Raw genomic sequence first — 22555 nt, 5'->3', positions numbered from 1 at the left:
ACCTCTATTGACGGACGTTCAACTTTTTGTAGAGTCCATGCATGACCCAGACAGACACGACCCCCGCCCCCCAGGGCCTCCCGCTCCCCGGGCACGTGCGCACCCTCGTCGTGGGCGCCGGGTTCGCCGGGCTCGGTGCCGCGATCAAGCTCGACGAGGCCGGCCTGCGGGACTACGTCGTGCTCGACCGCGGCGAGTCCGTCGGCGGCACCTGGCGCGACAACACCTACCCCGGCGCGGCCTGTGACGTCCCGAGCCAGCTGTACTCGTTCAGCTTCGCCCCCAACCGCGACTGGACGAGGTCGTTCTCCTTCCAGCCCGAGATCCACGCCTACCTCCAGCGCACGGCCGAGCAGGCCGGCGTGCTCGACCGGTTCCACTTCGGCGTGACCGTGCAGGACCTCAGCTGGCGCGAGGAGGAGCAGCACTGGCTGGTCACCACCGACCACGGCGCCCTCACCGCCGAGGTCGTGATCACCGGCTCCGGCGGCCTCTCCGAGCCCAAGCTGCCGGAGATCTCCGGGATCGACTCCTTCGAGGGCGAGATCTTCCACTCCGCGCGGTGGAACCACGACTACGACCTCACCGGCAAGCGGGTGGCCGTGATCGGCACCGGCGCCTCCGCGATCCAGATCGTGCCCGAGGTGGCCAAACAGGTCGCCCACCTCGACGTCTACCAGCGCACCGCCCCGTGGGTGATCCCACGGCTGGACCGGAGGTACACCCGCGCCGAGCGGCTCGCGTTCCGCCACCTCCCGCTCTTCCAGCGGATGTACCGCACCGGGGTCTACCTCGGCCGGGAGTCGCTGGTCCCGGGATTCGTGGTCAACTCCAAGCTGGCGACGCCGGCGCTCCTGCTGGCGAAGGGCAACATCGCCCGGGGCATCTCCGACCCCGCGCTGCGCGCCAAGGTCACCCCCGACTTCAAGATCGGCTGCAAGCGGATCCTGATCTCCAACGACTACTACCCCGCGCTGAACTCGAAGCACGTGGACCTCGTCACCGACGGGATCGCGGAGATCACCGCGACCGGCATCGTCACCGCCGACGGCACCCGTCGCGAGGTCGACGCCATCATCGTGGCGACCGGGTTCCACACCACCGAGCAGCCGATCTCCGAGCACATCGAGGGTCGCGGGGGCCGAACCCTCGCCACCGCCTGGCGCGAGGAGGGCATGGCGGCGTACAAGGGCACCACGATCGCGGGCTTCCCCAACCTGTTCCAGATCGTCGGACCCAACACCGGCCTGGGCCACTCCTCGATGGTGTTCATCATCGAGAGCCAGATCGCCTACATCGTCTCCGCACTGGGGAAGATGAGGGAGCGGGACCTCGTCACCGTGGAGCCGCGGCCCGAGGCGCAGCAGCGGTGGAACGAGGACCTGCAGCAGCGGATGCAGAGCACGGTGTGGAGCACCGGTGGGTGCGCGAGCTGGTACCTCGACCGGCACGGGCGCAACACCACGCTGTGGCCGCGCACCACCTACAAGTTCCGTGAGCTGCTCAGCGACTTCGACGTCGACCAGTACGCCGTGACCACCCCCCAGGACCGCCCCACCACGAAGGAGAACGTCGCATGAAGACCCTCGAGAACAAGGTCGTCGTCATCACCGGGGCCGGATCCGGGATCGGGCGCGAGCTGGCCCTGCGGGCGGCTCGCGGTGGCGCGCTGCTGGCCATCTCCGACTGGAACGAGGTGGGCCTGGCCGAGACCGTCGAGCTGGTCAAGGACGCCGGCGTACGCGAGCTGCGCAGCGACCGGGTCGACGTCTCCGACCGTGCTGCCGTGGCCGAGTGGGCCACCGCGGTGGTCGGCCAGTTCGGGCGGGTCAACATGGTGGTCAACAACGCCGGGGTGAGCCTGACCGGCGACTTCGAGGAGATCTCCTACGACGACTTCGACTGGATCGTGGGCGTCAACCTGATGGGCGTGGTGCACGGGACCAAGGAGTTCCTGCCCCACCTGATCGCCTCGGGCGACGGCCATGTGGTCAACGTCTCCAGCCTGTTCGGGCTGGTGAGCATGCCCAGCCAGACCGCCTACAACGCCACGAAGTACGCCGTCCGCGGCTTCACCGAGGCGCTGCGCGAGGAGATGCTGGTCAACAAGCATCCCGTCGCCGTCACCTGCATCCACCCCGGCGGGATCAAGACCGGGATCACCCGCAACGGCCGCAAGACCGCGAGCCAGGACTCCACCGGCCTGGACAGCTACTTCGAGAAGAAGCTCGCCCGCACCACCGCGGCCAAGGCCGCCGAGGTCATCCTCGACGGCGCCCTGTCCGGCAAGGCGCGCGTGCTCGTCGGCGCCGACGCCCACGCGCTGCACCACTTCGCCAAGCTCACCGGGTCGCGCTACCAGGACATCGTCGCGCGGGTGTGGACCAGGGTGGGGCCGAGGAAGAATCCCGGCACGCGCTGAGGCGCGCCGCGGGGCGGCCCCGGGCCCACGTATCCTCGCGGGCATGCTGCGACCCCTCCGCGTCGAGTGCCGCAAGTGGCCCGACGCCCCGCACTGGGAGTACGACGGGCTCCGGCTCGGCGTCGACGGTCACGGCACCTGGGTCGGGATCACCCAGGGCACCCTGCTGTCCAGCCCCACCCGGGCGTTCCAGGCGGCAGCCGACCACGTGACCCTGGTCCCTCACGACGGCTGGTGGCTGGGCACCTTCTACGCCGACGACCCCCGGCGGCCGTTCGACACCTACGTCGACATCGCCACGCCCGCGGTGTGGCACGGCGACGAGCTGGTGCGCGCGGTCGACCTCGACCTCGACGTGATCAAGGGGACGACGGGCCGGGTCTGGGTCGACGACGAGGACGAGTTCGCCGAGCACCGCGTCTCGCTCGGCTATCCCGATGAGCTGGTCACCGAGGCCGTTGCCAGCAGCCAGGCGATCCTGCGGGCGGTGACGGATCGCGTCGCCCCCTTCGACGGGACGCACCTGGCCTGGATCGAGCGCCTTCGCGCCCGCTGAACGGCGCCACCTGTCTAGTCCTGCCTAGTTCTTTTCGTCCTATTTGTAGGTAATAGCCAATTCCCGCGTGTGCACGGGTCCGGCCCGCCTACGCTGGTCTTCTCGCGACCGTTCTCGGATGAAGGCCCCCCTCCATGAAGCACCTCTGGGCGCTCCCCAGCACCCTGACCCTCGCCCTCGCGCTCGTCGTCACCGGCGTTGCGTCCTGGGCCGGCGAGACCTCGGTCCCCGGTCTCGGCGAGACGACCACGACCAGGTCCGCGGCACTGAGCAGCGCGACCGCCACCCCCTCGGCTCACAGCCTGTTCTGGCAGCTCGCCGCCCCGCAGCCGGTGGTCGCCGGCGTCCACCTGAGGAGCCGCGGGCAGGTGCCGGGGACCGGCGGGCCGCTGGGCACCCGGAGCGACCGGCAGTTCTTCGAGATCAGCAGCACCGGCGGGAACGACGTACCGGACGCGGCCCTGCGGGCCTACCGGAACGCGGAGCAGGCGATGGCCCTGGCCGACCCGGGCTGCGGGATCTCCTGGACGTTGCTCGCCGCGATCGGCCGGGTGGAGTCCAACCACGGCCGCTTCGCCGGCGCCCAGATCGGCTCGGACGGCGTCTCCCGCCCCGAGATCCGTGGCCCGCGCCTGGACGGCGCCGGCCCCTTCGCCGCGATCGCGGACACCGACGGAGGCACCCTGGACCGCGACCCGCTGTGGGACCGAGCCGTCGGCCCGATGCAGTTCCTGCCCGAGACCTGGAGCTCGGTGGCGCGCGACGGCGACCGCGACGGCCGGTTGAACCCCGACGACATCGACGACGCCGCGCTCGGCTCAGCCGTCTACCTGTGCGGGGTCGGCGGCAGCATCGCCGATCCGGCCGGGGCCGCCCGGGCCGCGTTCCGCTACAACCCGTCGAGCTACTACGTGGACCTGGTGCTGGCGATGCAGGCCGGCTACCAGACCGGTGTCTTCGCCACGCCCACCCCGCCGCCTCCGCCCGCCAAGGTGCGCAAGCCCGCCAAGCCGCAGACCCCGGGGAAGCCGCGCCCGATCAGGCCTCGTGGGACAGGTGGGCCGGGTGGGTCCAGCCTGGTGCCGCCCGGCAGCGTTCCTGCCCCGGCCCCGCTCCCCAAGCCCGCTCCGGCACCGGCGACTCCCCCGCCGCCCGCCCCGGGTACGACGACCCCGAAGCCGGCCCCCAAGCCGACGCCGAAGCCGACACCGGCGGCTCCGAAGCGCGGCGAGCTCAGGGGCACCTGGAACGCCTGCCCCGCCGGGTTCTGCGTGTCCGGCACTGCGCTCGACCTCGGTCCGGTGGACCGGCTGGACACCCCTGCGGCCGCCGACTTCGACGGGGACGGTGCCGTGAAGACCAACCGGGTGGAGTTCACCGGCCTGATCGGCAAGCGGGTGACCCTCTCCGTGGAGTACTCCGGCGGCGGGACCGTGGTCCTGCTGATCAACGGCAAGGGCCTGCGCAACGGGGACGGCAGCTTCGCCCGCCCGAGCGCCCTGGCCAGCGACGGACCCAGCTCGCAGCGGAGCTCCGCGCCCAGTGAGCTGACCAGTGAGCTGCCCAGTGAGCAGCCCAGTGAGCTCGCCAGCGAGGAGCCGGGCTCGCAGCCTTCCGGGAGTGCGTCCGGGCAGCCTGGTGACCGGAACAGCGCCGGCCCCTCCGGCACGCCGGAGCCCTCTGCGCACTGAGCGTCCCCGGGCGTGGAACGATGTGTCCGTGCCGATCGAGTTCGTCGACTCCCCCGAGCCGACCCTGGGCGTCGAGTGGGAGTTCGCCCTCGTCGACAAGGACACCCGTGACCTGGTCAACGCCGCCTCCGAGCTGTTCGACCTCGTCTCGGAGCGGCACGGGCCGCAGCCGCGGATCCACAAGGAGCTGCTGCGCAACACCGTCGAGCTGACCACCGGCATCTGCCGCACCGTCGGCGAGGCCGTCGACGAGCTCTCCTCGATGATCGACCTGGTCCGCCCGCTCGCCGAGGAGCTCGGGGTCGAGCTCTACTGCGCGGGCACGCACCCGTTCGCCGAGTGGTCCCACCAGCTGCTCACGCCGGGGCACCGCTACGAGGAGCTGATCGCCCGCACCCAGTGGTGGGGCCGGCAGATGCTCATCTGGGGAGTGCATGTCCATGTCGGCGTACGCCGTGAGCACGCGATGCCGATCGTCTCCGCCCTGCTGAAGTGGTACCCCCACCTCCAGGCACTCTCCGCCTCCTCGCCCATCTGGGCCGGCACCGACACGGGCTACGCCAGCAACCGGGCGATGATGTTCCAGCAGCTGCCGACCGCGGGGCTGCCGTTCCAGTTCGAGGCGTGGTCCGACTTCGAGCACTACGCCCAGGACCTGATCACCACCGGGGTGATCGAGGAGATCAACGAGATCCGCTGGGACGTGCGCCCGGCCCCGCACCTGGGGACCGTGGAGATGCGGATCTGCGACGGCGTCTCCACCCTGGACGAGATGCGCGGCCTGGTGGCGCTGACCCACTGCCTGGTCGTGGACCTCTCCGACCGCCTCGACCGCGGCGAGACGCTCCCGACGATGCCGCCGTGGCACGTGCAGGAGAACAAGTGGCGCGCGGCCCGCTACGGCCTCGACGCCTGGATCATCCTGGACGAGCACTCCAACGAACGCCTGCTCCAGGACGACCTCGCCGAGCTCCTCGAGCACCTCGCCCCGGTGGCCGAGCGCCTCGGCTGCTCCGCGGAGCTCGACCTCGTCGCCGAGATCCCGAGGCGCGGCGCGTCGTACCAACGCCAGCGCGAAGTCGCCCTCCGCACCCACGGCGACCTCGTCGCCGTCGTCGACTCCGTCGTCCGCGAGCTCTGACCGGGCACAATCGTCACGCCGTACGACGCCGACCGGGCACAAACGTCACGCCGTACGACGCCCACCGGGCAGTCAGGCACCCTTTGCTGCGGCCACAGCTGCCCGCTCGGCGCGCTGGAGGGGAACGTTTCTGCCCGCTCGGGGTGCCACCGCGGAACGTTTCTGCCCGCTCGGCGTGCTGGAGGGAAAGGGGTCAGACGCTCATCGGGGGGATCATGTCGGTGGCGGTGAGGGGGTCGACGCCGGTGACAGCGAGGAGGTCGGCGATCAGGGAGCGGACCTGGGCCAGGACCACCTCGGCGGAGAGGACGTGGGAGCGCTGGGCGTCGGTGGTGGCTCGGGCCAGCTCGATCAGGCGCCCGCGTACGGCGGTGGCCGCCCGGCCTGCTGCCAGCTCGTCGGCGACGGCGTCGGTGCACGCAGCCAGCTCGTCGAGCAGCGTGGCGTACGCCGGTGGGATCGCCTGGCGTTGGTAGGAGGCCACCGCCACGCGCCGTACCAGCACCCGGGTGTTGCGCAGCGCGAAGTCCAGCGGCTCCACGAGCTCGGCCATGGCCTGCACCCGCCCACGATGGCGGCGCCGGAACGGTGAGGAGCGCACCACCGAGAGCCCCTCGTTGGCCGCGGCGCGGAGCTCGACGACGAGGTCCTCGGTGGCGCGGGCGTCCCGCAGCACCTGCAGGGCGCGCTCCACGTCGCCGTCGAGGATGCTCCGGGCGGCGGCGCGCAGCAGCAGCGAGACCCGCCGCACCACGACCGCGGCCTGCTCACGCGGTCGTCGCAACGGCGCCCGGGGCACCACCGCGGCGGCGACCAGGGCGACCCCGCCGCCGATGAGGGCGTCCGTCCACCGGATGAAGGCGCCGCCCGCCGACGGCACCAGGGTGCTCACCACGATGGCCTGGACGGCCGCCTGGTTCACGAACAAGACTCCCTGCCCGAGCAGCAGGGCCATGGTCATCGCCAGGGCGACGATCAGCGCCATCTGCCACCCTCCCGAGCCGAGGAAGTGCGTCAGCGCGTCACCGACGAACACCCCGATCGCCACCCCCACGGTCACCTCGGCCACCCGCCGGAGCCGCTGGCCGTAGGAGGTGCCGAGGCTGATCACCGCGGCGATCGGGGCGAAGAACGGCGTCGGGTGCCCCAACACGTCGCTGGCCAGGGTCCAGGCCACTCCCGCCGCGATGGCGCACTGCGCGATCTGGAAGGACTTGGCGCTGACCCGTTCCCACCGCGCGCGCAGGGAGGTGCGGCTGCGGCTCACGGCCAGCTCGAGGCGCGGGACGACGACCGGCCGGCGCGCGATCTCCTCTCCGGCGCTACTTCCGGAGCGTGGATCCACGGCCGTGCAGGAGGGTGAGGACCTGGGCCAGCTGGTTGTCGGCCTTGTCGGTGCGGGCGAAGCTGGTCAGGGTGAGGAGCGGCTTGAACCGCTGCCGGGCGATCGACTTGGCATAGGTGAACTCCCGGAGCCCGTCGGGCCCGTGGATCCGGCCGAAGCCCGAGTCGCCCACCCCGCCGAACGGCAGCGAGGGGATGGCCGCGTAGGTGATCATGCCGTTCACCGCGGTCATGCCCGACCGGATCCTCCGGGCGAGCTCCATCCCCCGCGCCTTGGAGAACACCGTCGAGCCCAGCCCGTAGCGGGTCCCGTTGGTCCTCTCGACCGCCTCGTCCATGTCCCTGACCCGAGTGATCGTGACCGTGGGCCCGAACGTCTCCTCCTGCACGGCCAGCGCGTCCTCGGGGACGTCGACCAGCACGGTCGGCTGCACGAAGCGCTCCCCGACGGCGCCGGGACCGCCCAGCAGCGCCCGGCCGCCCCGGTCCAGCGCGTCCTGGATGTGCGACGCGATGATGCGGCCCTGGCCCGGCATGGTCATCGGCCCGATCTTCGCCTCGGGCGCGTCCTCGGCCTTCAGGTCACGGGCCAGCTCCAGCAGCCGGGAGAGGAACTCGTCGTAGACCCGGTCGTGGACGTAGACGCGCTCCACCCCGATGCAGGTCTGGCCGGCGTTGCTGGCCGCCCCCCACAGGGTGGCCTCGGCTGCGGCGTCGAGGTCGGCGTCCTCGTCGACCAGTACGGCGTCCTTGCCGCCCGCCTCGATCACCACCGGGGTGAGCGTCTCGGCGCACGTGGCCATCACCACCTTGCCGGTCTCGGTGGACCCGGTGAACGCCACCTTGTCCACCCCGGAGCGGCACAGGGCGGCTCCGGTCTCGCCGAGGCCGGTCACGACCTGGAAGACGGAGTGCTCGGGGACGACCTCACCGAAGGCGGCGGCGAGCCAGTAGCCCACGCCGGGAGTGAGCTCGCTCGGCTTGAACACCACGGCGTTGCCCGCCGCCAGCGCGTAGGCGATGGAGCCCATCGGCGTGAACACCGGGTAGTTCCACGGGCCGATTACCCCGACCACGCCCAGTGGCAGGTACTCGACCGTGGCCGCCTGGTTGGTCATCAGCAGTCCCGAGGGCACCTTGTGCCGGCCGAGCACCTTGCGCGCGTTCTTCGCCGCCCACGCCACGTGGTCCAGCGCCAGGGCGATCTCGAGGGTGGCGTCGCTGTGCGGCTTCCCGGTCTCCTGGTGCACCACGTCGGCCAGCTGGGCGATGCGCCGCGTCATCACCCCGGCCCACGCGGTGAGCCGCTCGGCACGCTCGTCGAAGGTGAGCGAGGACCACCACTCGGCGCCGTCGCGGGCTCGTCGTACGACGGCCCCGACGTCCTCGGGCGTGTGGATGGGCCAGGTGCCGACCACGTCGCCGGTGATCGGGCTCAGCGAGTCGAAGGTGTCCCCGGACCCGGGGGTCTCGGAGCCGGTCGGAACCTCTACGTCAGCGGTCATCGTGCGCTCCTGATCAGGTCGGCGGCCTTCTCGGCCGCCATCACGGTGGGTGCGTTGGTGTTGCCTCGTGGCACGGCCGGCATCACCGAGGCGTCCACGACGCGCAACCCCTCCACGCCGCGGACCCGCAGCTCGGGGTCGACCACGGCGTCCTCGCCGCTGCCCATCGAGCAGGTCGCGACGGGGTGGTAGAGCGTCTGGGTGTACTGACGGATGTGCTCGACGAGCTCGTCGTCGCTCGGGTTCTCCGAGAGCTCCCACGGTGACGCGAGGTACGCCGCCACCGGACCCTGCCCGCAGATCTCCCACACCCGCTTCATCCCGGCCAGCATCGCGTCGAGGTCGGCGCCGTCGTCGTAGTAGGCGGCATCGATCTCGGGGTGCCACACCGGGTCCGCGGACCGGAGCCGCAACGAGCCCCGGCTGCGCACCGAGACGAGCGTGGGCGCGGCGGTGAACATCCGGCGGGTCGGTTCGCGCAGGCCGTTGTCGTAGAACCCGGCGGGGGCCACATGGTACTGCATGTCGGGAGCCGGCAGGTCCTCGCGCGTCTTGATGAACCCGCCGCCCTCGCCCACGTTGGAGGTCAGTGGACCGGTGCCGCGGACCTTCCAGCGCAACAGGTTGGGCACGGTGGAGAACTCCACGAGATCGGTGGTGTCGCGGGTGTACCAGATCATCGGGACCGCGGGGTGGTCCTGGAGCCGCTGGCCGACCCCGGCCAGGTCCGCGACCACGTCGACGCCGTGCTCACGCAGGTGCGCCGCCGGGCCGATGCCGGAGAGCATCAGCAGCTGCGGGCTGTTCACCGCGCCCCCGCACAGGAGGACCTCCCGCTCGGCCCTCGCGGTGATCTCCCTGCCGGCGATTCGGTAGGTCACCCCGGTGGCGCGCTCCCCCTCCACCTCGATGCGGGTGACGAACGCACCCGTCTCCACGTCGAGGTTCTCCCGCTTGCGGGCCGGCTTCAGGTAGGCCTCGTCGACCGACCAGCGCCGACCGTTGCGGCAGGTGACCTGGTAGAGCCCGGCGCCCTCCTGCTCGGCGCCGTTGAAGTCGTCGTTGCGCTTGAGGCCCGCGCTGACCGCGCTCTCCACCCACGAGGTGGTCAGCTCGTGGGTGTAGCGGCGGTCCTCGACGTGCAGGGGCCCGTCCTGGCCGTGGTACTCCCCGCCGAGCCGGGTGTTGCCCTCGGCCTTCTTGAAGTACGGGAGGACGTCGTCGTACCCCCAGCCGGTGGCGCCGTACTCGTCACGCCAGGCGTCGTAGTCGGCGGCGTTGCCCCGGATGTAGATCATCGCGTTCATCGAGGAACATCCCCCGAGCGCCTTCATCCGCGGCCAGTAGGCCCGCCGGTTGTGCAACTGCTTCTGCTCGGTGGTGTCGTAGTTCCAGTCCCACTTGGTCTTGAACAGCTGCGGGAAGGCGGCCGGGACGGAGACCTCGTCCCCGACTGCCTCGGGTCCTGCCTCCAGCAGCAGCACGGTGACGCCGGGATCCTCGCTCAGTCGTGCCGCCAGCACCGCGCCGGCGCTGCCGGCTCCCACGATGACGTAGTCATGCGCACCGGATGCGCTGCTGGATCGCGACATGAGGGACCTCCACCTCGTCGACATCACTGTCGCCGAACCTATACCCGCAAAGCCGAGGCTCACCCGGGTCGAGCGCGCCGATCCCTCCCGGGACGCTGGCCGAGAAGCAGGGTGGCCAATCGCGGACAAAGCAGCGAGGATCGGCTGGTCCCGGGACCGGGCCACAGAGAGGTGGACACGTGGTTGCTCCGATCGATCCGACGTCAGCAGCATTCCTGTTCGCGGAGAACCGGCAGATGCCGATGCACGTGGGCGGCCTCCAGCTCTTCGAGAAGCCGGCGGACGCCCCGCGCGACTACGTCCGCAAGCTCTACGAGCAGATGTCAGAGACCAGCGAGATCGCCCCGCTGTTCCGCAAGCGCCCCACGCGCGGCATCGGCACCGCGGGCCAGTGGGTGTGGACCCAGGACGAGCAGTTCGACCTCGAGTACCACTTCCGGCACAGTGCGCTGCCCAAGCCCGGACGGGTGCGCGAGCTGCTCGAGCTCTGCTCCCGGCTGCACGGCACCCGGCTGGCCCGCGAGCGGCCGCTGTGGGAGGCACACCTGATCGAGGGCCTGCGCGACGGCCGCGTGGCGCTCTACACCAAGCTCCACCACTCCCTGGTCGACGGCATCGCCGCCATGCGCCTGATGGGCAGCGTGATGAGCACGGACCCGGACGAGCGCGGGATGCCTCCGATGTGGGCCGACCGCCCCAGCTCGCGCTCGGCGAAGGTCCGCGACGAGGCCGAGAACAGCCTGGCCCAGGTCCCGCTCGAGGCGATGCGTACGGCGCTCGGCATCACCGCCGACGCCGCCGGGATGCCCGCCGCACTGATCAAGACGCTCAAGCACGGGCTGCGCAACGAGACCTCCGCGCTCTCGCTGCACGCGCCCCGCACGATGTTCAACACCACGATCACCGGCTCCCGGCGGTTCGCAGCCCAGGGCTGGCCGATCGAGCGGCTGCGCGCCGTCGGATCAGCCAGCGGGACCACGCTCAACGACGTCGTGCTGGCGATGTGCTCCGGCGCAATCCGGTCCTACCTGATCGAGCACGAGGCGCTGCCCGACCTGCCCCTGGTCTCGATGGTGCCGGTGGCCCTGGACGCCAAGCGTGCCGGCAAGGGCGAGGGCGAGGGCGGCAACGCCGTCGGCGCGGTGATGGTCCAGCTCGGCACCGACCTCGACGACCCCGCGGACCGGCTGTCCTCGATCCACAAGTCGATGCAGACCGGCAAGCAGGCCCTGGGCTCGATGAGCCAGCTCCAGATCATGGCGATGAGCGCGCTGGGGATGGCCCCGTCGATCATCACCCCGATGCTGCGGATGCACGGGATCGTCCGGCCGCCGTTCAACCTGATCATCAGCAACGTGCCCGGACCGAAGAAGACGATGTACCTCAACGGCGCCAAGATGACCGGCACCTACCCGCTGTCCATCCCGATCAACGGGATGGCGCTGAACATCACCTGCAACAGCTACGCCGACGACATGGACTTCGGGCTCACCGGCTGCCGGCGCAGCGTGCCACACCTGCAGCGGCTGCTCACCCACCTCGACGACGAGCTGGGCGCGCTCGAGAAGGCCGCCGGGGTCAGCTGAGCAGGGGCCGGCCGCGAATCAGGCGGCGGAGGCCACCACGTCGCCGGGCAGGGTCGGGACCTGGACCACCTCGAGCGCGAGCTCCTGGCGCTCGATGTGCTCGCTGACCTCGCGGAGCACGCCGGACAGCGGCATGTCGAGGGCCTCGCACAGCGCGGCGAGCAGCTCGGAGGAGGCCTCCTTCTGCCCACGTTCGATCTCGGAGATGTAGCCGAGACTCACCCGGGCCGAGGAGGACAGCTCGCGCAGGGTCATCCCCTGACGCATCCGCTCGGCTCGCAGCACTTCACCGAGCGATGCGCGGAACAGCAGCGTTCCCAGACCCATGTGGTGCTCCTTATCGTCTTCTGTGCCTTCACAACGCTACCGAACCCGTCGTTCTTCCCTGCAGGTGCGTCCCGCCGCCCGCGTGTCAGCGTCGCTTCACCGGTCGTCGTCGACCTCGTCGAGACCCTGCTCGATCGCGTAGCGGACCAGCTGGACCCGGTTGTGCAGCTGCAGCTTGCGCAGCGTGTTCTGCACGTGGTTCTGCACGGTGCGGTGGGAGAGGAACAGGCGCTCGGCGATCTGCTTGTAGGACAGCCCCTTGGCCACCAGCCGCAGCACCTCGGTCTCGCGCTCGGTCAGGCGGGGCGTGTCGTCACGGTCGGTCACGGAGGAGTCGGAGAGACGACGGTACTCCCCCAGCACCAGCCCCGCGAGACCCGAGGTGAACACGGTGTCACCGACCGCGACCCGGCGTACGGCGTCGACCAGCTCGGTGCGCGAGGCCGACTTCACCAGGTAGCCGGTCGCGCCTGCCTTGACCGCCTCCAGCACGTCGTGCTGCTCGCCGCTCGCGGAGAGGATCAGGACGCGCACCGCAGGGTTCTGCCGCACCACCTCGGCGGTGACGGCGACCCCGTTCGGCTCGGGGATCTGCAGGTCGAGCACGACCACGTCGGGACGGGCCGCCGGGAACCGGCTGATCGCACCGCGGCCGTCCGCGGCCGTCGCCACCACGTCGAACCCGGCCTCGGTGAGGTCGCGGGCAACGCCCTCACGCCACATGGGGTGGTCGTCGACCACCATCACCCGCAGCTTGTCCTCCACGGCCCGCACCCTAGACGACCGGACCGACACCAGGAGGCCGACCGCGAGGATCAGTGGGGCGCACGCGGCTCCGGAGGCTGCAGGTAGCGCCCGCGCCGGTGCTCCAGTGCGTGCTCGTCCTCGCCCACGACGACGTCGACCACCCGGGCGACGACCAGGGCGGACCACCCCACGGCCTGCAGCTCCTCCACCTCGACGGTGGCGAAGCTGGGCGCGGTGACCAGTCGCGGACCGTGGTCGGTCTGGTCCCACTCCCCCACGGTGAACTGGCCGCCGGGGGCCGGCATCTGGCCGGCGAACACCTCGGCGAGGTCGCGGTGCTCCCACCGCAGCAGGTGGACCACCCCGCGCCCGGTGCGCTCGAGGACGTCGCGCAGGTCGCTGTCGGGGTCGACCAGGGCGAGCAGCCGGCCGGGCTCACCGCCCGCCACCATCACCGAGGACACCGTCAGGCCGGCCCGCGGGACGCCCTCGTTGCCCCCGCTGGTCCACAGGGTCACCGCCCCGCCGAGGCGGCCGCGGAACCGGCGTACGGCGTCGGAGGGGTCCAGGAACGGGTGCTCGTCGTGGATCGTCATCGGGTCGACCTCGCCCGGACGCCGCGCGGGACCTCGAGCTCCCACTCGGTGCCGGTGCCCGGCCCGGAGCGAACGGTGGCGGTGCCGCCCAGGTCCTCGATCCGCCCGACGATGGACTGCCGTACCCCGAGCCGGCCCTCGTCGACCGCCGCCTCCAGCCGGCCCTCGGGGATGCCGGGACCGTCGTCGCGCACCGAGACCACCCACCGGTCCTCGAGCTCCTCGAGCAGCACCCAGGCCGGGGCGTCCGGGCCGACGTGGTGCCGCACGTTGCTCAGGCAGGACTGCACCGCGGCCAGCACCTCGTGGGCCGTGGCGGCGGGCAGGGTCGCCGGGGTCCCCGGCAGCGCCACCTGCACCTGCGGCGTCTGCAGTCCGGCCAGCAGCTGCGCCAGGTCGAGGTCGCCCGCCGGTGCCAGCAGGTCGCGCGAGTCCTGCTGGACCAGTGCCCGCAGCCTGGCCTCCTGCTCGCCGGCGAGCTGCCCCAGCTCGACCCCGCCGGGGCCCAGCTCGGGCGCCCGCCGCTGGACCAGCGCCAGCGCCTGGAGTGCCCCGTCGTGGACCACCCGGCTCAGCCGCTGTCGCTCGGCCGCTGCTGCTGCCGCCCGCTCGGCACGGTCACGCTGGGCGGCCATCTCCTGCAGCAGCCCGGACAGGAAGCCCACGATCGCGCCGCCGAGGACCAGCAGGAAGATGTTGCCGTAGGCCTTCTGGGTGAGGTCGTCGCGGATGCTGAGGTCGGCCACGACGATCACAGCGGCGGCCACCAGGCCACCCGCATATCGCCACAGGACCGCCCAGGCCAGCACCACGCCCATCACCCAGAAGCCCGGGAGGGTGGCGTTGAGCCCCTCGCCCTTCACGTACGGCGAGGCCGCGATCGCCGCGACCGCCACCGCGAGGTCGGCGACCAGCAGCCACGGGCGGCGGCGCGAGGCGCCCCCGTAGGCCCACACGGCGAAGCCGGTCCACGCCGTCAGCGCGCCCATCACCACGAAGCCGGCGACCGGGTGGTCGTAGCCCTCGTGGCGCCACAGGTAGATGCCCAGCGAGTTCAGCAGTACGACGATCCGCAGCACCGCGAGGGCGCGGAACATCGTGTCCTGCACCGGGCCGTGGGGCTCGACGCCCAGGGCCGGCTGCGTGGCGGCGGCCACGGGATCAGGAGGCCTTCGCGTCCGGGCCGGGCTCGGTCCGGGTCCCGTTCTCCTTCTCGGCCTGCTTGTCGGCCTGCTTGCGCTCCTCCTTGGCGACGGCGGCGTACTTGTCGACGTACTCCTGGCCGGAGAGGCGCATGATCTCGTACATGATCTCGTCGGTGATCGAGCGCAGGATGTAGCGGTCGTTCTCCATGCCCTCGTAGCGGCTGAAGTCGAGCGGCTTGCCGAAGTGCACCACCGGGCGCGTGACCCGGCCGAACTTCTTCCCGGGGGGCGCCACGACGTCGGTCCCCACGACGGCGATCGGGATGACGGGCACCCCGGTCTCGAGCGCGAGCCGCGCCACACCGGTCTTGCCGCGGTAGAGCTTGCCGTCGTGCGACCGGGTGCCCTCGGGGTAGATGCCGAAGAGCTCCCCGTCCTCGAGGATCTTCTTCGCCGCCGAGAGCGCACCCTCGGCCGCGTTGCCGCTGGTCCGGTCGATCGGGACCTGCCCGGCCCCGGAGAAGAACAGCTTCTGGAACCAGCCCTTGATGCCGGGAGCGTTGAAGTACTCCGCCTTGGCCACGAACGTGACCTTGCGCGGCACCGTCATCGGCATGAACAGCCAGTCCGCGTAGGAGAGGTGGTTGCTGGCCAGGATCGCCGGGCCCTCCTCAGGGACGTTCTCGGCGCCGGAGACGCGGGGACGGAACACCACCCGCAGGAGCGGACCGATGGCGATCCACTTCAAGAACCAGTAGAACAAGCTGGCCACCTCCCTCTCCGCACCCATCGAACCCTAGGGCACGCGGAGCCATCCCACCGACTGGCTCGGGCAGCGTCTCCCCGCGGCGACCGTCCGGCGACCGGCCCGCGACCTGCGCTGCGACCAGCACGTGGCCGTCATCGCGACGTCCACCGCGACCTCACCGGGCAGCGACCCGGGTGCGGGTCACTAGTGTGGCGGGGCGCCGCGTGACACGATTGCCGTGCCCCCTCCTCCCGTCCCCCTCTCGCCCTCAGCCTGGAGTCCGCCCGTGACCGTGCACCCTCTCGCCGAGCCGTTCCACTCGCCCGGCGACGTGTCCTCACGGCGCGGACGCGTCGGGGTGCTGCTCAGCCACGGATTCACCGGCTCGCCGGCGTCGATGAGGGACTGGGCCGAGCACCTGGCCGGTCTCGGGTACGCCGTGTCGGTGCCCCTGCTCCCCGGCCACGGCACCACCTGGCAGGAGGCGAACACCACCACCTGGGCCGACTGGTACGGCGAGGTGGAGAGTGCCTTCGAGAAGCTCGGCACCGACGTGGACCGGGTCTTCGTCTGCGGCCTGTCCATGGGTGGCGGGCTGGCCCTGCGGCTCGCCGCGGACCACCCCGACCGGGTCTCCGGGCTGGTGCTGGTCAACCCCGCGGTGGCGAGCGACCGCAAGGACGTCAAGCTGCTGCCGCTGCTCAAGCACGTGATCCCCTCCCTGCCCGGGATCGCCAACGACATCAAGAAGCCCGGCGTCGAGGAGCACGGCTACGTGCGGACCCCGCTCCGGGCGGCCGCGGCGATGTTCGCGGGATTCACGGCGCTCCGCGCCGACCTGTCCAGGATCACCTGCCCGGTGCTGCTGTTCCGCTCCGCCGAGGACCACGTCGTCGACCCGTCCTCCGCCCGGCTGATCCTGGCCGGGGTGTCCTCGAGCGACACCCGCGAGGAGATCCTCGAGAACAGCTACCACGTCGCCACGCTCGACAACGACGCCGAGCGCATCTTCGAAGGGTCCGCGGCGTTCATCGAGCGGGTCTGCGGCGACTGAGCGGGCTGCACCGATGCCACCACCCACGGAGCCCGAGGAGGAGCCGACAGCCGGCGACCTCCCCGACAAGGCGTCCGCCGAGGACCTGCTGTGGCAGTCCATCGTGGACAACTACGGTGACCGTCCCCAGCTCGACGAGCCGGAGACCGGCGTACCGCCGCCCGCTCGCGACCTCGCCCCTGCCGCGTCCCGCTCCGAGGAGCGCCCCGAGCCCGAGGAGCTGCGACCCCCGGACCCCGAAGACCACTTCGTGCCGCCGGAGCCGCCCCCGCTCCCCAAGCCGCCACCGGCCCGGCTGCTCGCCTGGCTCGGCCTGTTCGGCGTCCCGGCCTTCGTGCTGCTGGCCCTCGTGGCCCGGATCGACCTTCCCGGGTGGGCGGGCCTGCTGCTGATGCTCTGGTTCGTGGGCGGCTTCGTCTTCCTGGTGGTCTCCATGGGACCCGACACCGGCCGCGACCACGACGACGGAGCCAGACTCTGAGCTGACCGCTGACCGGGTCAGCGGCGGCGGGTCCGGCCCCGGGCGACGCGTGAGGGGGCGCGACCGCGCCTGCCCACGCGGCTGGGGCGGGTGGCGACGCGGGCGAGGTCTGCTGCGCCGACCACCCCGGCCATCGGGCCGAGCACGGCTCGAACCACGCGGGGCAGGTCCCGGTGGCCGGCCCCGACGATGCTGTCCCCCAGCGCCTGCCTGGCCGGGGCCAGCAGCAGGTCGCCGCCGGCGATGACGCCGCCGCCGACCACGACCAGCGGCGGGTCGAGCGCGGCCACGAGGTTCGCGAGCCCGACTCCGAGCCAGCGCCCCACCTCGGCGTACGCCGCCATCGCCACCGGGTCCCCCTCGTGGGCCGCCGTGGTCAGCGCCGGGCCGGAGAGACTCGAACCGTGGTCGGCCGCGGCGCGGGCCAGCGCCCGTCCCGAGCAGTACTGCTCCCAGCACCCCCGGCGCCCGCACTCGCACGGCCGGCCGTCCGGGACCACCTGCATGTGGCCGTACTCCCCCGCCATGCCGTTCACGCCCCGCACCAGCCGTCCGTTGACGACCAGGGACCCGCCGATGCCGGTGCCCAACGTCACCATCACCGCGTCGGGTGACTCCTGGGCCGCCCCGAAGCGGGCCTCGGCCCAGAGCGCGGCCGACGCGTCGTTGTCGACCAGCACCCGACCGAGGGCACGGTGGCCCAGGCGCTTGCCGAGGCGCTCGGCCAGGGGTTCGTCGCGCCAGGGCAGGTGCGGCGCGAACCGCACCCGCTCGCCGTCGCGGGCCACGAAGCCGGCGGCCGCGACCCCGACCGTGAGCCGCCCGTGCTGGGCGATCAGCCGCTGCACCACCTCGACGAGGGCGTCCTCGACCTCCTGCACGGTGGCGTTGTCGATGCCGGAGCCGGGTCCGGGCGTGGAGGTCGCCTCGGTGTCCAGCACGCGGCCGAAGGTGTCCACGACGGCGGCCAGCACCTTGGTGCCGCCGATGTCGACCCCGATCGAGAGGCTCATCGGGTCCACCCGGGCCCGGCCTGCAGCATCACCACGTCGCGCGAGGTGTGCAGCACCTCCCACCCCTCGAGGCGCAGCGCGTAGGCCAGCCTGCTCTTCGTCGGGAGCAGCGCCACCTCCACCTCGCTCTCGCGCAGGGTGCGGTCCCAGCCGCGGTCCAGCTCGGCCAGGTCGAGCTGTCGTTGCAGGTGCTTGTCCGTGTACGCGTCGGAGTAGCCGTCGATCACCGGGTTCAGCTCGGGGTGGCGCCACATCAGGTAGCCGCCCATCACGTCGGCGGTCTGCACCGAGGTGCCGGCCGGGAGCCGGTCCAGTGCCGGGTTGAGCCATCCGGGCACCGAGGCCGGCCGGTCCGCGGTCACCGGCACCAGCGCGGTGATCAGGGCGACCGCACCCAGGGCGAGCCCGGCCACGACCGTGCGCTCGCGTCCCGGGGCCGGCCGGGACTGCCCGATCACCGACTGCAGCGCCGCGGCGACGAAGGGCACGGCCATCATCGCGGCGAGGGGGACCGTGCGCACCGCGTAGGCGCTCCACCCGGCGGCCAGGACGAGCAGGAACACCGAGACCGCGTCGGGCCGGCGCTCCTGGCGCCCGAGCAGCCAGATCACCAGGGTCAGGCAGATCATCGCCGCGACGACCGCCGCCTGGCGCATGTGGAAGTCGGTCGCCGCCCACTCCGCGTGGAACTTCGCCCGCCCTCCGACCAGGAGGACCGCGGAGTAGAGCCGGGGGCCGGCCGGGGTGAGGGCGGCCACGACCAGGCTCAGGGCGGGTACGGCGAGCAGCCGCACCAGGACCGGCCGCAGCTCACGGAGCCGCGACCGCTGGTCGACCACGATGCCGAGCACCGCGACCACCCCGATCAGGGCGCCGACCGGCCACATGCCGTGCAGCATCGCCCATACCCAGGTCACCGGCACCAGCCACCAGCGCGGCCGCAGGTCCTGGGCGGTCCGCAGCCAGGCGTGGGTGACCAGCAGGACCAGCAGGTAGCTGACCACCTGGGGACGCGGCGTGAGGTTGTTGCTCGTGGCCAGCACGACCAGCAGGGTCACGACCGTGGCGGGCAGCGGGTCGGCGTACCGCCTGGCGACGAGGAAGACCGCCACCACGGTGGCGATCACGACGACGCCGCTGAGCCAGGCGACCCCGGCCAGGCCGAATGCCGACTCGGTCAGCGCCATCAGCACCTGGCTCGCCCACTGGGTCGGCACCCAGTCGCGCTGGCCGAAGCTGGACACGTGCCCCGGGCTCCACGGCGACCAGTTGGTGAGGAACTCGTGGCCGTAGCGCAGGTGGAAGAACGTGTCCGGGTTGGAGATCGGCGCCGTGACGATCCGGACCGTGGCCAGCAGCAGCCCAGCGAGGAGGGCGTAGGGCATCCAGGTGATCAGCCGCGTCACCGGGGAGCTCCCGGCGGCGGAGGGCTCGGGAGCCACTTCCGGCGGCGTGACCGACGTGGTCACCGACGTCGCGCCAGGTCCGCCACACCGACCATCCCGCCGGCGTTGCCGAGCTCGGCGGCGCGCACCTCGAGCAGCGGCCGGTACCGGACAGCGGTGACGTGCTCCAGGAAGCTGGCGCGGATCGGCTCCAGCAGGAGCTCGCCGGCCTCGCTGACCCCGCCCCCGATCACCACGACGTTGGGGTCGAGGACGGCGGTGAGGGTCGCCACCCCCTGCCCGATCCAGTCGCCGAGCTCGGCCAGGCGCTCCAGCGCGAACCGGTCGCCCTCGCGGGCGGCCTCGGTGACCATCGGGCCGGTGATCTTCGCCGGATCGCCCCCGGCGCGGGCGAGGATGCCGCCGGCCTGCTCCGGCATCTCCGCGGCGTGCTCACGGGTCATCCGGACCAGCGCGGTCCCGGATCCGTAGGACTCCAGGCAGCCGAGGTTGCCGCAGCCGCACAGGACGCCTCCCGGGACCATCTGGATGTGGCCGACCTCGCCACCGATCCCGAACCCGCCGCGCAGGAGCTCGCCGTCGATCACCACGCCCCCACCGACGCCGGTGCCGATGGTCAGCATCAGCAGGTCCTCGACGTCCTCGCCGGCGCCGAAGTTGAACTCGCCCCAGGCGGCGGCGTTGGCGTCGTTCTCCACGACGACGGGCAGCCCGAGGCGCTCCTGCAACCGCGCCTGGAGCGGCTCGTCGCGCCAGGCGAGGTTGGGGGCGAAGATCACGGTGGAGCGACGGCTGTCCACGAAGCCGGCGGCGCACACGCCGACGGCCTCGACCTCCTCGGCACCGACCAGGGAGGCGACCAGCTCGCCGATGGTCTCCACGATCTTCCCCGGGTCCGTGGCGGGCGAGACCCGCACGTCGCGGGCGATCAGCTTCCCGTCCTCGTCCACGAGGCCTGCGGCGATCTTCGTGCCGCCCACGTCGACTCCGACGGCGACGCTCACCGGTCCTCGTCCCAGTCCGCGTCGGAGTCGAGGTCGATCTTCTCCACCGGGGCGGAGGACTGACGGGTGTCGGTGTGCGTGGCGAGGAGCCCGGCCGCAGCGTGCACCAGCGAGCTCGCGGCCGCGGACAGGTGCGTGCGCACCTCGGGGCTGGTACGCCGGACCGCGTGGATCACCTGGCACACGGGGCAGTAGCGGCAGTCCTCGCCGCCGGTGGCCACGTGCTCGTTCACGTCCTCCACCGCCCGCGCGAACGCGCCTGCGAGGCCGGTGGCGTTGTCCACGTGCTCTGCGCCCTGGTCGCGGGCCCAGTCGGAGAGCACCCCGAACAGCTTCGCCGCCTCGTCGGCGACGCTGCCCACGGCCTCGTCGCCGCCGGGCTGGTGGTCACCGGGCTGGTGGCCGGAGTCGGAATCTCCGCCGTCGGGGCGGCTGGCGTTCCTGTCCTCGTCTGCGTCGCTCACGACTGCTCCTCCTGCTCGAACCGGAACCGTACCTGCAGCGACCCCTGCTCCACGCGAGCCGCGGACACGGTGTGCCGCCGCAGCGCCGCCGGGAGCGTCAGCAGCCGGCGGTAGGAGCCCACGGTCACGACGAGCTCGTCGCCGTGCCGGGCGAGGTCGACGTCCTCCTTCTGCGCGAACGGGAGGGCGATGCGCAGCACGGCGCCGCTGGGCGAGCGGGTGATCGTCATCGGTCCCTCCCCCTTCGGCACCGCGAGCGGGTCCGCGCCGGCGTACGCCGCCTCCGCGAGGCTCGCGAGCGCATCGGTGCCCACCGGCTCCCCCGGGCGGTAGTCGGAGGTCCAGATCGGGAGGTCGGCGAACGACTGCCGCACCTCCGCGAGCACCTTGCGCTGGGCCTCGACCCAGCCCTGCCGCCAGGGGTCGCCCTCGTCGTCGGGGAACACCCGGTTGGCGATCACGCCGTCCACCCGGTAGCCGTAGAGCGACAGCGTGGTCAGCGAGCGCCGCGCCTCGGCGACCACGACGGACTCGGGCGTCAGCACCAGCCGGATGCTGGAGCCGTCCTCGCCCAGGATCTGCTGCACCTGCTCGAGGTCGCGATGCAGCCGCTCGACCGCCTCGAAGACGGAGTCCTCGGGCATCGGGACCCCCGCGGCCCGGGTGAGCACCGGCCGCAGGGCCCGGACGACGCGGCGCTGCACCCCGAAGAGCCGGTTCATGTACCAGCCGAGCGCCTCGGGCAGCGCGAGCAGGCGCAGCGTCTCCGCGGTGGGTGCGCAGTCCACGATGATCACGTCCCAGGCGTCGCTGATCGCGTGGTTGCGCAGCTCCAGCAGGGCGAGGACCTCCTCGGCTCCGGGGATGACGGTGAGCTCCTCGGCGGTGATGGAGTCGACCCCGGCGGCGTCGAGCACCGAGACCAGGTAGCCCTGGATCTCCCCCCACGACCGCTCGAAGCGCCGCTGCACGTCCACCTGCTGGACCCACAGCCGCGGCTCGATCTCGACGGGCTCCGAGCCGGCCACCTCGACCCCGAACGCGTCGCCGAGGGAGTGGGCCGCGTCCGTGGACAGGATCAGCGTGCGCTGCCCTCCCCGGGCGGCGAGGGTCGCGGTTCCGGCGGCACTGGTCGTCTTCCCGACGCCCCCCTTGCCGGTGAACAAGACGATGCGGACGCTCACCTCAGGCCAGCGACTCGACTCGCCTCTTCAAGCCCTTCAGCGCGGTGTCGATGATGACCTTCTCGGCCTTGCGGCGCAGCAGGCCGATCATCGGGATGCTGAGCTCGACGGCGAGCCGGTAGGTGACCTCGGTGCCCGGGCCGCTGGAGCGGAGCTCGTAGGCACCCTCCATCGCCTTGAGCATCTTGCCCTCGACCAGGTTCCAGCGCACCGAGGTGTCACCCTGCCAGTCGTATCCCAGGGTGTAGGAGTCCTTGATCGGTGCGGCCTCGAGGTCGAAGTGCACCTTGCGGGCACGACCGTCGGCGCCCTGCTCCACGACCTCGGCCTTCTTCATCCCCTGGGCCCATTCCGGGTACGCCGGGAAGTCCGCGATGACCTCCATCACCTGCGCCTGGGGCGCGTCGATGACGATGCTGGAGGTGGTCTGCTCGGCCATGGTTCCGGTCCTGACGTCGACAGCTGCTGAAGGCGCATCTCGCACGCGTCGGGCCCCGATCCAGGCCCGGCTGCACAAGGTTAACGGACCCTCTCGGTCCGGGGCCGCCA

Annotated in this window: 22 protein-coding genes; 8 read left to right on the top strand and 14 right to left on the bottom strand. The window is 72.0% G+C overall.

The window, feature by feature from the left end:
• Window positions 1–41 precede the first annotated feature (41 nt).
• The 5 genes from AC4BGC_RS07140 to AC4BGC_RS07120 all read left to right on the top strand — a co-directional run bounded on the left by AC4BGC_RS07140 (window position 42) and on the right by AC4BGC_RS07120 (window position 5810).
• Window positions 42–1580, top strand: coding sequence for a flavin-containing monooxygenase (locus AC4BGC_RS07140; protein WP_490554959.1), 1539 nt, complete (start codon window positions 42–44; stop codon window positions 1578–1580).
• The gene (locus tag AC4BGC_RS07135; protein ID WP_490554958.1) at window positions 1577–2422 is read left to right on the top strand and encodes an SDR family NAD(P)-dependent oxidoreductase; all 846 of its coding nucleotides are present in this window, start codon (window positions 1577–1579) and stop codon (window positions 2420–2422) included. The genes AC4BGC_RS07140 and AC4BGC_RS07135 overlap by 4 nt, the downstream gene beginning before the upstream one ends.
• Before the next feature lie 43 nt (window positions 2423–2465).
• Window positions 2466–2978 carry a DUF402 domain-containing protein gene (locus AC4BGC_RS07130; RefSeq protein ID WP_490554957.1) on the top strand — a complete coding sequence of 171 codons (513 nt, stop codon included), beginning with the start codon at window positions 2466–2468 and terminating at the stop codon, window positions 2976–2978.
• A gap of 134 nt (window positions 2979–3112) precedes the next feature.
• A complete protein-coding gene (locus tag AC4BGC_RS07125) occupies window positions 3113–4669 on the top strand; it encodes a hypothetical protein (protein WP_490554956.1) in 1557 nt (518 codons plus the stop codon).
• Between the two features lie 28 nt (window positions 4670–4697).
• Window positions 4698–5810: a glutamate--cysteine ligase gene (locus AC4BGC_RS07120; protein ID WP_490554955.1), complete on the top strand. Its 1113-nt coding sequence runs from the start codon at window positions 4698–4700 to the stop codon at window positions 5808–5810.
• A 193-nt stretch (window positions 5811–6003) separates the two neighbouring features.
• Here AC4BGC_RS07120 and AC4BGC_RS07115 read toward each other — a convergent pair whose 3' ends face one another.
• The 3 genes from AC4BGC_RS07115 to AC4BGC_RS07105 are packed head-to-tail and all read right to left on the bottom strand — an operon-like array spanning window position 6004 to window position 10251.
• Window positions 6004–7155 (bottom strand): FUSC family protein, encoded by a 1152-nt coding sequence (locus AC4BGC_RS07115; protein WP_490544628.1) that lies wholly within the window; start codon window positions 7153–7155, stop codon window positions 6004–6006.
• Window positions 7133–8659 carry an aldehyde dehydrogenase family protein gene (locus AC4BGC_RS07110; RefSeq protein ID WP_490554954.1) on the bottom strand — a complete coding sequence of 509 codons (1527 nt, stop codon included), beginning with the start codon at window positions 8657–8659 and terminating at the stop codon, window positions 7133–7135. The genes AC4BGC_RS07115 and AC4BGC_RS07110 overlap by 23 nt, the downstream gene beginning before the upstream one ends.
• Entirely contained in the window at window positions 8656–10251 is a 1596-nt protein-coding gene (locus tag AC4BGC_RS07105) for a GMC family oxidoreductase (RefSeq protein ID WP_490554953.1), read from the bottom strand. The genes AC4BGC_RS07110 and AC4BGC_RS07105 overlap by 4 nt, the downstream gene beginning before the upstream one ends.
• A 179-nt stretch (window positions 10252–10430) precedes the next feature.
• Here AC4BGC_RS07105 and AC4BGC_RS07100 point away from each other — a divergent pair, with 179 nt between their 5' ends.
• Window positions 10431–11837 carry a WS/DGAT/MGAT family O-acyltransferase gene (locus tag AC4BGC_RS07100; protein ID WP_490554952.1) on the top strand — a complete coding sequence of 469 codons (1407 nt, stop codon included), beginning with the start codon at window positions 10431–10433 and terminating at the stop codon, window positions 11835–11837.
• Window positions 11838–11855: 18 nt separating this feature from the next.
• Here AC4BGC_RS07100 and AC4BGC_RS07095 read toward each other — a convergent pair whose 3' ends face one another.
• The 5 genes from AC4BGC_RS07095 to AC4BGC_RS07075 all read right to left on the bottom strand — a co-directional run bounded on the left by AC4BGC_RS07095 (window position 11856) and on the right by AC4BGC_RS07075 (window position 15415).
• Entirely contained in the window at window positions 11856–12158 is a 303-nt protein-coding gene (locus tag AC4BGC_RS07095) for a helix-turn-helix domain-containing protein (protein WP_490546775.1), read from the bottom strand.
• A gap of 102 nt (window positions 12159–12260) precedes the next feature.
• Window positions 12261–12908 (bottom strand): response regulator transcription factor, encoded by a 648-nt coding sequence (locus AC4BGC_RS07090; protein ID WP_490546776.1) that lies wholly within the window; start codon window positions 12906–12908, stop codon window positions 12261–12263.
• Between the two features lie 71 nt (window positions 12909–12979).
• Window positions 12980–13507, bottom strand: a complete 528-nt coding sequence (locus AC4BGC_RS07085) for a flavin reductase family protein (protein ID WP_490554951.1) — start codon at window positions 13505–13507, stop codon at window positions 12980–12982.
• The gene (macS, locus tag AC4BGC_RS07080; protein WP_490554950.1) at window positions 13504–14664 is read right to left on the bottom strand and encodes a MacS family sensor histidine kinase; all 1161 of its coding nucleotides are present in this window, start codon (window positions 14662–14664) and stop codon (window positions 13504–13506) included. Before macS ends, AC4BGC_RS07085 begins: the two co-directional genes overlap by 4 nt.
• A gap of 4 nt (window positions 14665–14668) precedes the next feature.
• Window positions 14669–15415: a lysophospholipid acyltransferase family protein gene (locus AC4BGC_RS07075; protein WP_490546777.1), complete on the bottom strand. Its 747-nt coding sequence runs from the start codon at window positions 15413–15415 to the stop codon at window positions 14669–14671.
• Between the two features lie 271 nt (window positions 15416–15686).
• Here AC4BGC_RS07075 and AC4BGC_RS07070 point away from each other — a divergent pair, with 271 nt between their 5' ends.
• Both AC4BGC_RS07070 and AC4BGC_RS07065 read left to right on the top strand, forming a co-directional pair.
• Window positions 15687–16454, top strand: coding sequence for an alpha/beta hydrolase (locus tag AC4BGC_RS07070; protein WP_490554949.1), 768 nt, complete (start codon window positions 15687–15689; stop codon window positions 16452–16454).
• 13 nt (window positions 16455–16467) lie between these two features.
• Window positions 16468–16935, top strand: coding sequence for a hypothetical protein (locus AC4BGC_RS07065; protein WP_490554948.1), 468 nt, complete (start codon window positions 16468–16470; stop codon window positions 16933–16935).
• Window positions 16936–16952: 17 nt separating this feature from the next.
• On the opposite strand, the gene AC4BGC_RS07060 is transcribed toward AC4BGC_RS07065, so the two are convergent.
• The 6 genes from AC4BGC_RS07060 to AC4BGC_RS07035 are packed head-to-tail and all read right to left on the bottom strand — an operon-like array spanning window position 16953 to window position 22445.
• Window positions 16953–17948 carry an ROK family protein gene (locus tag AC4BGC_RS07060; RefSeq protein ID WP_490544640.1) on the bottom strand — a complete coding sequence of 332 codons (996 nt, stop codon included), beginning with the start codon at window positions 17946–17948 and terminating at the stop codon, window positions 16953–16955.
• Entirely contained in the window at window positions 17945–19354 is a 1410-nt protein-coding gene (locus AC4BGC_RS07055) for a TgpA N-terminal domain-containing protein (RefSeq protein ID WP_490554947.1), read from the bottom strand. Before AC4BGC_RS07055 ends, AC4BGC_RS07060 begins: the two co-directional genes overlap by 4 nt.
• Window positions 19355–19413: 59 nt before the next feature.
• Entirely contained in the window at window positions 19414–20358 is a 945-nt protein-coding gene (locus AC4BGC_RS07050) for an ROK family glucokinase (RefSeq protein WP_490554946.1), read from the bottom strand.
• Window positions 20355–20822 (bottom strand): hypothetical protein, encoded by a 468-nt coding sequence (locus AC4BGC_RS07045; protein WP_490554945.1) that lies wholly within the window; start codon window positions 20820–20822, stop codon window positions 20355–20357. The genes AC4BGC_RS07050 and AC4BGC_RS07045 overlap by 4 nt, the downstream gene beginning before the upstream one ends.
• Window positions 20819–22006, bottom strand: coding sequence for an ArsA family ATPase (locus AC4BGC_RS07040; RefSeq protein ID WP_490554944.1), 1188 nt, complete (start codon window positions 22004–22006; stop codon window positions 20819–20821). The genes AC4BGC_RS07045 and AC4BGC_RS07040 overlap by 4 nt, the downstream gene beginning before the upstream one ends.
• Before the next feature lies 1 nt (window position 22007).
• On the bottom strand, window positions 22008–22445 hold the full coding sequence (locus tag AC4BGC_RS07035) for an SRPBCC family protein (protein WP_490544648.1): 438 nt from the start codon (window positions 22443–22445) through the stop codon (window positions 22008–22010).
• Between the last annotated feature and the right edge of the window lie 110 nt (window positions 22446–22555).

The sequence above is a fragment of the Nocardioides sp. Z38_18 genome (assembly GCF_058215695.1).
The sequence above is the reverse complement of the archived record's forward strand: the minus strand, read 5'-3'. Positions and strand labels throughout refer to the sequence as shown.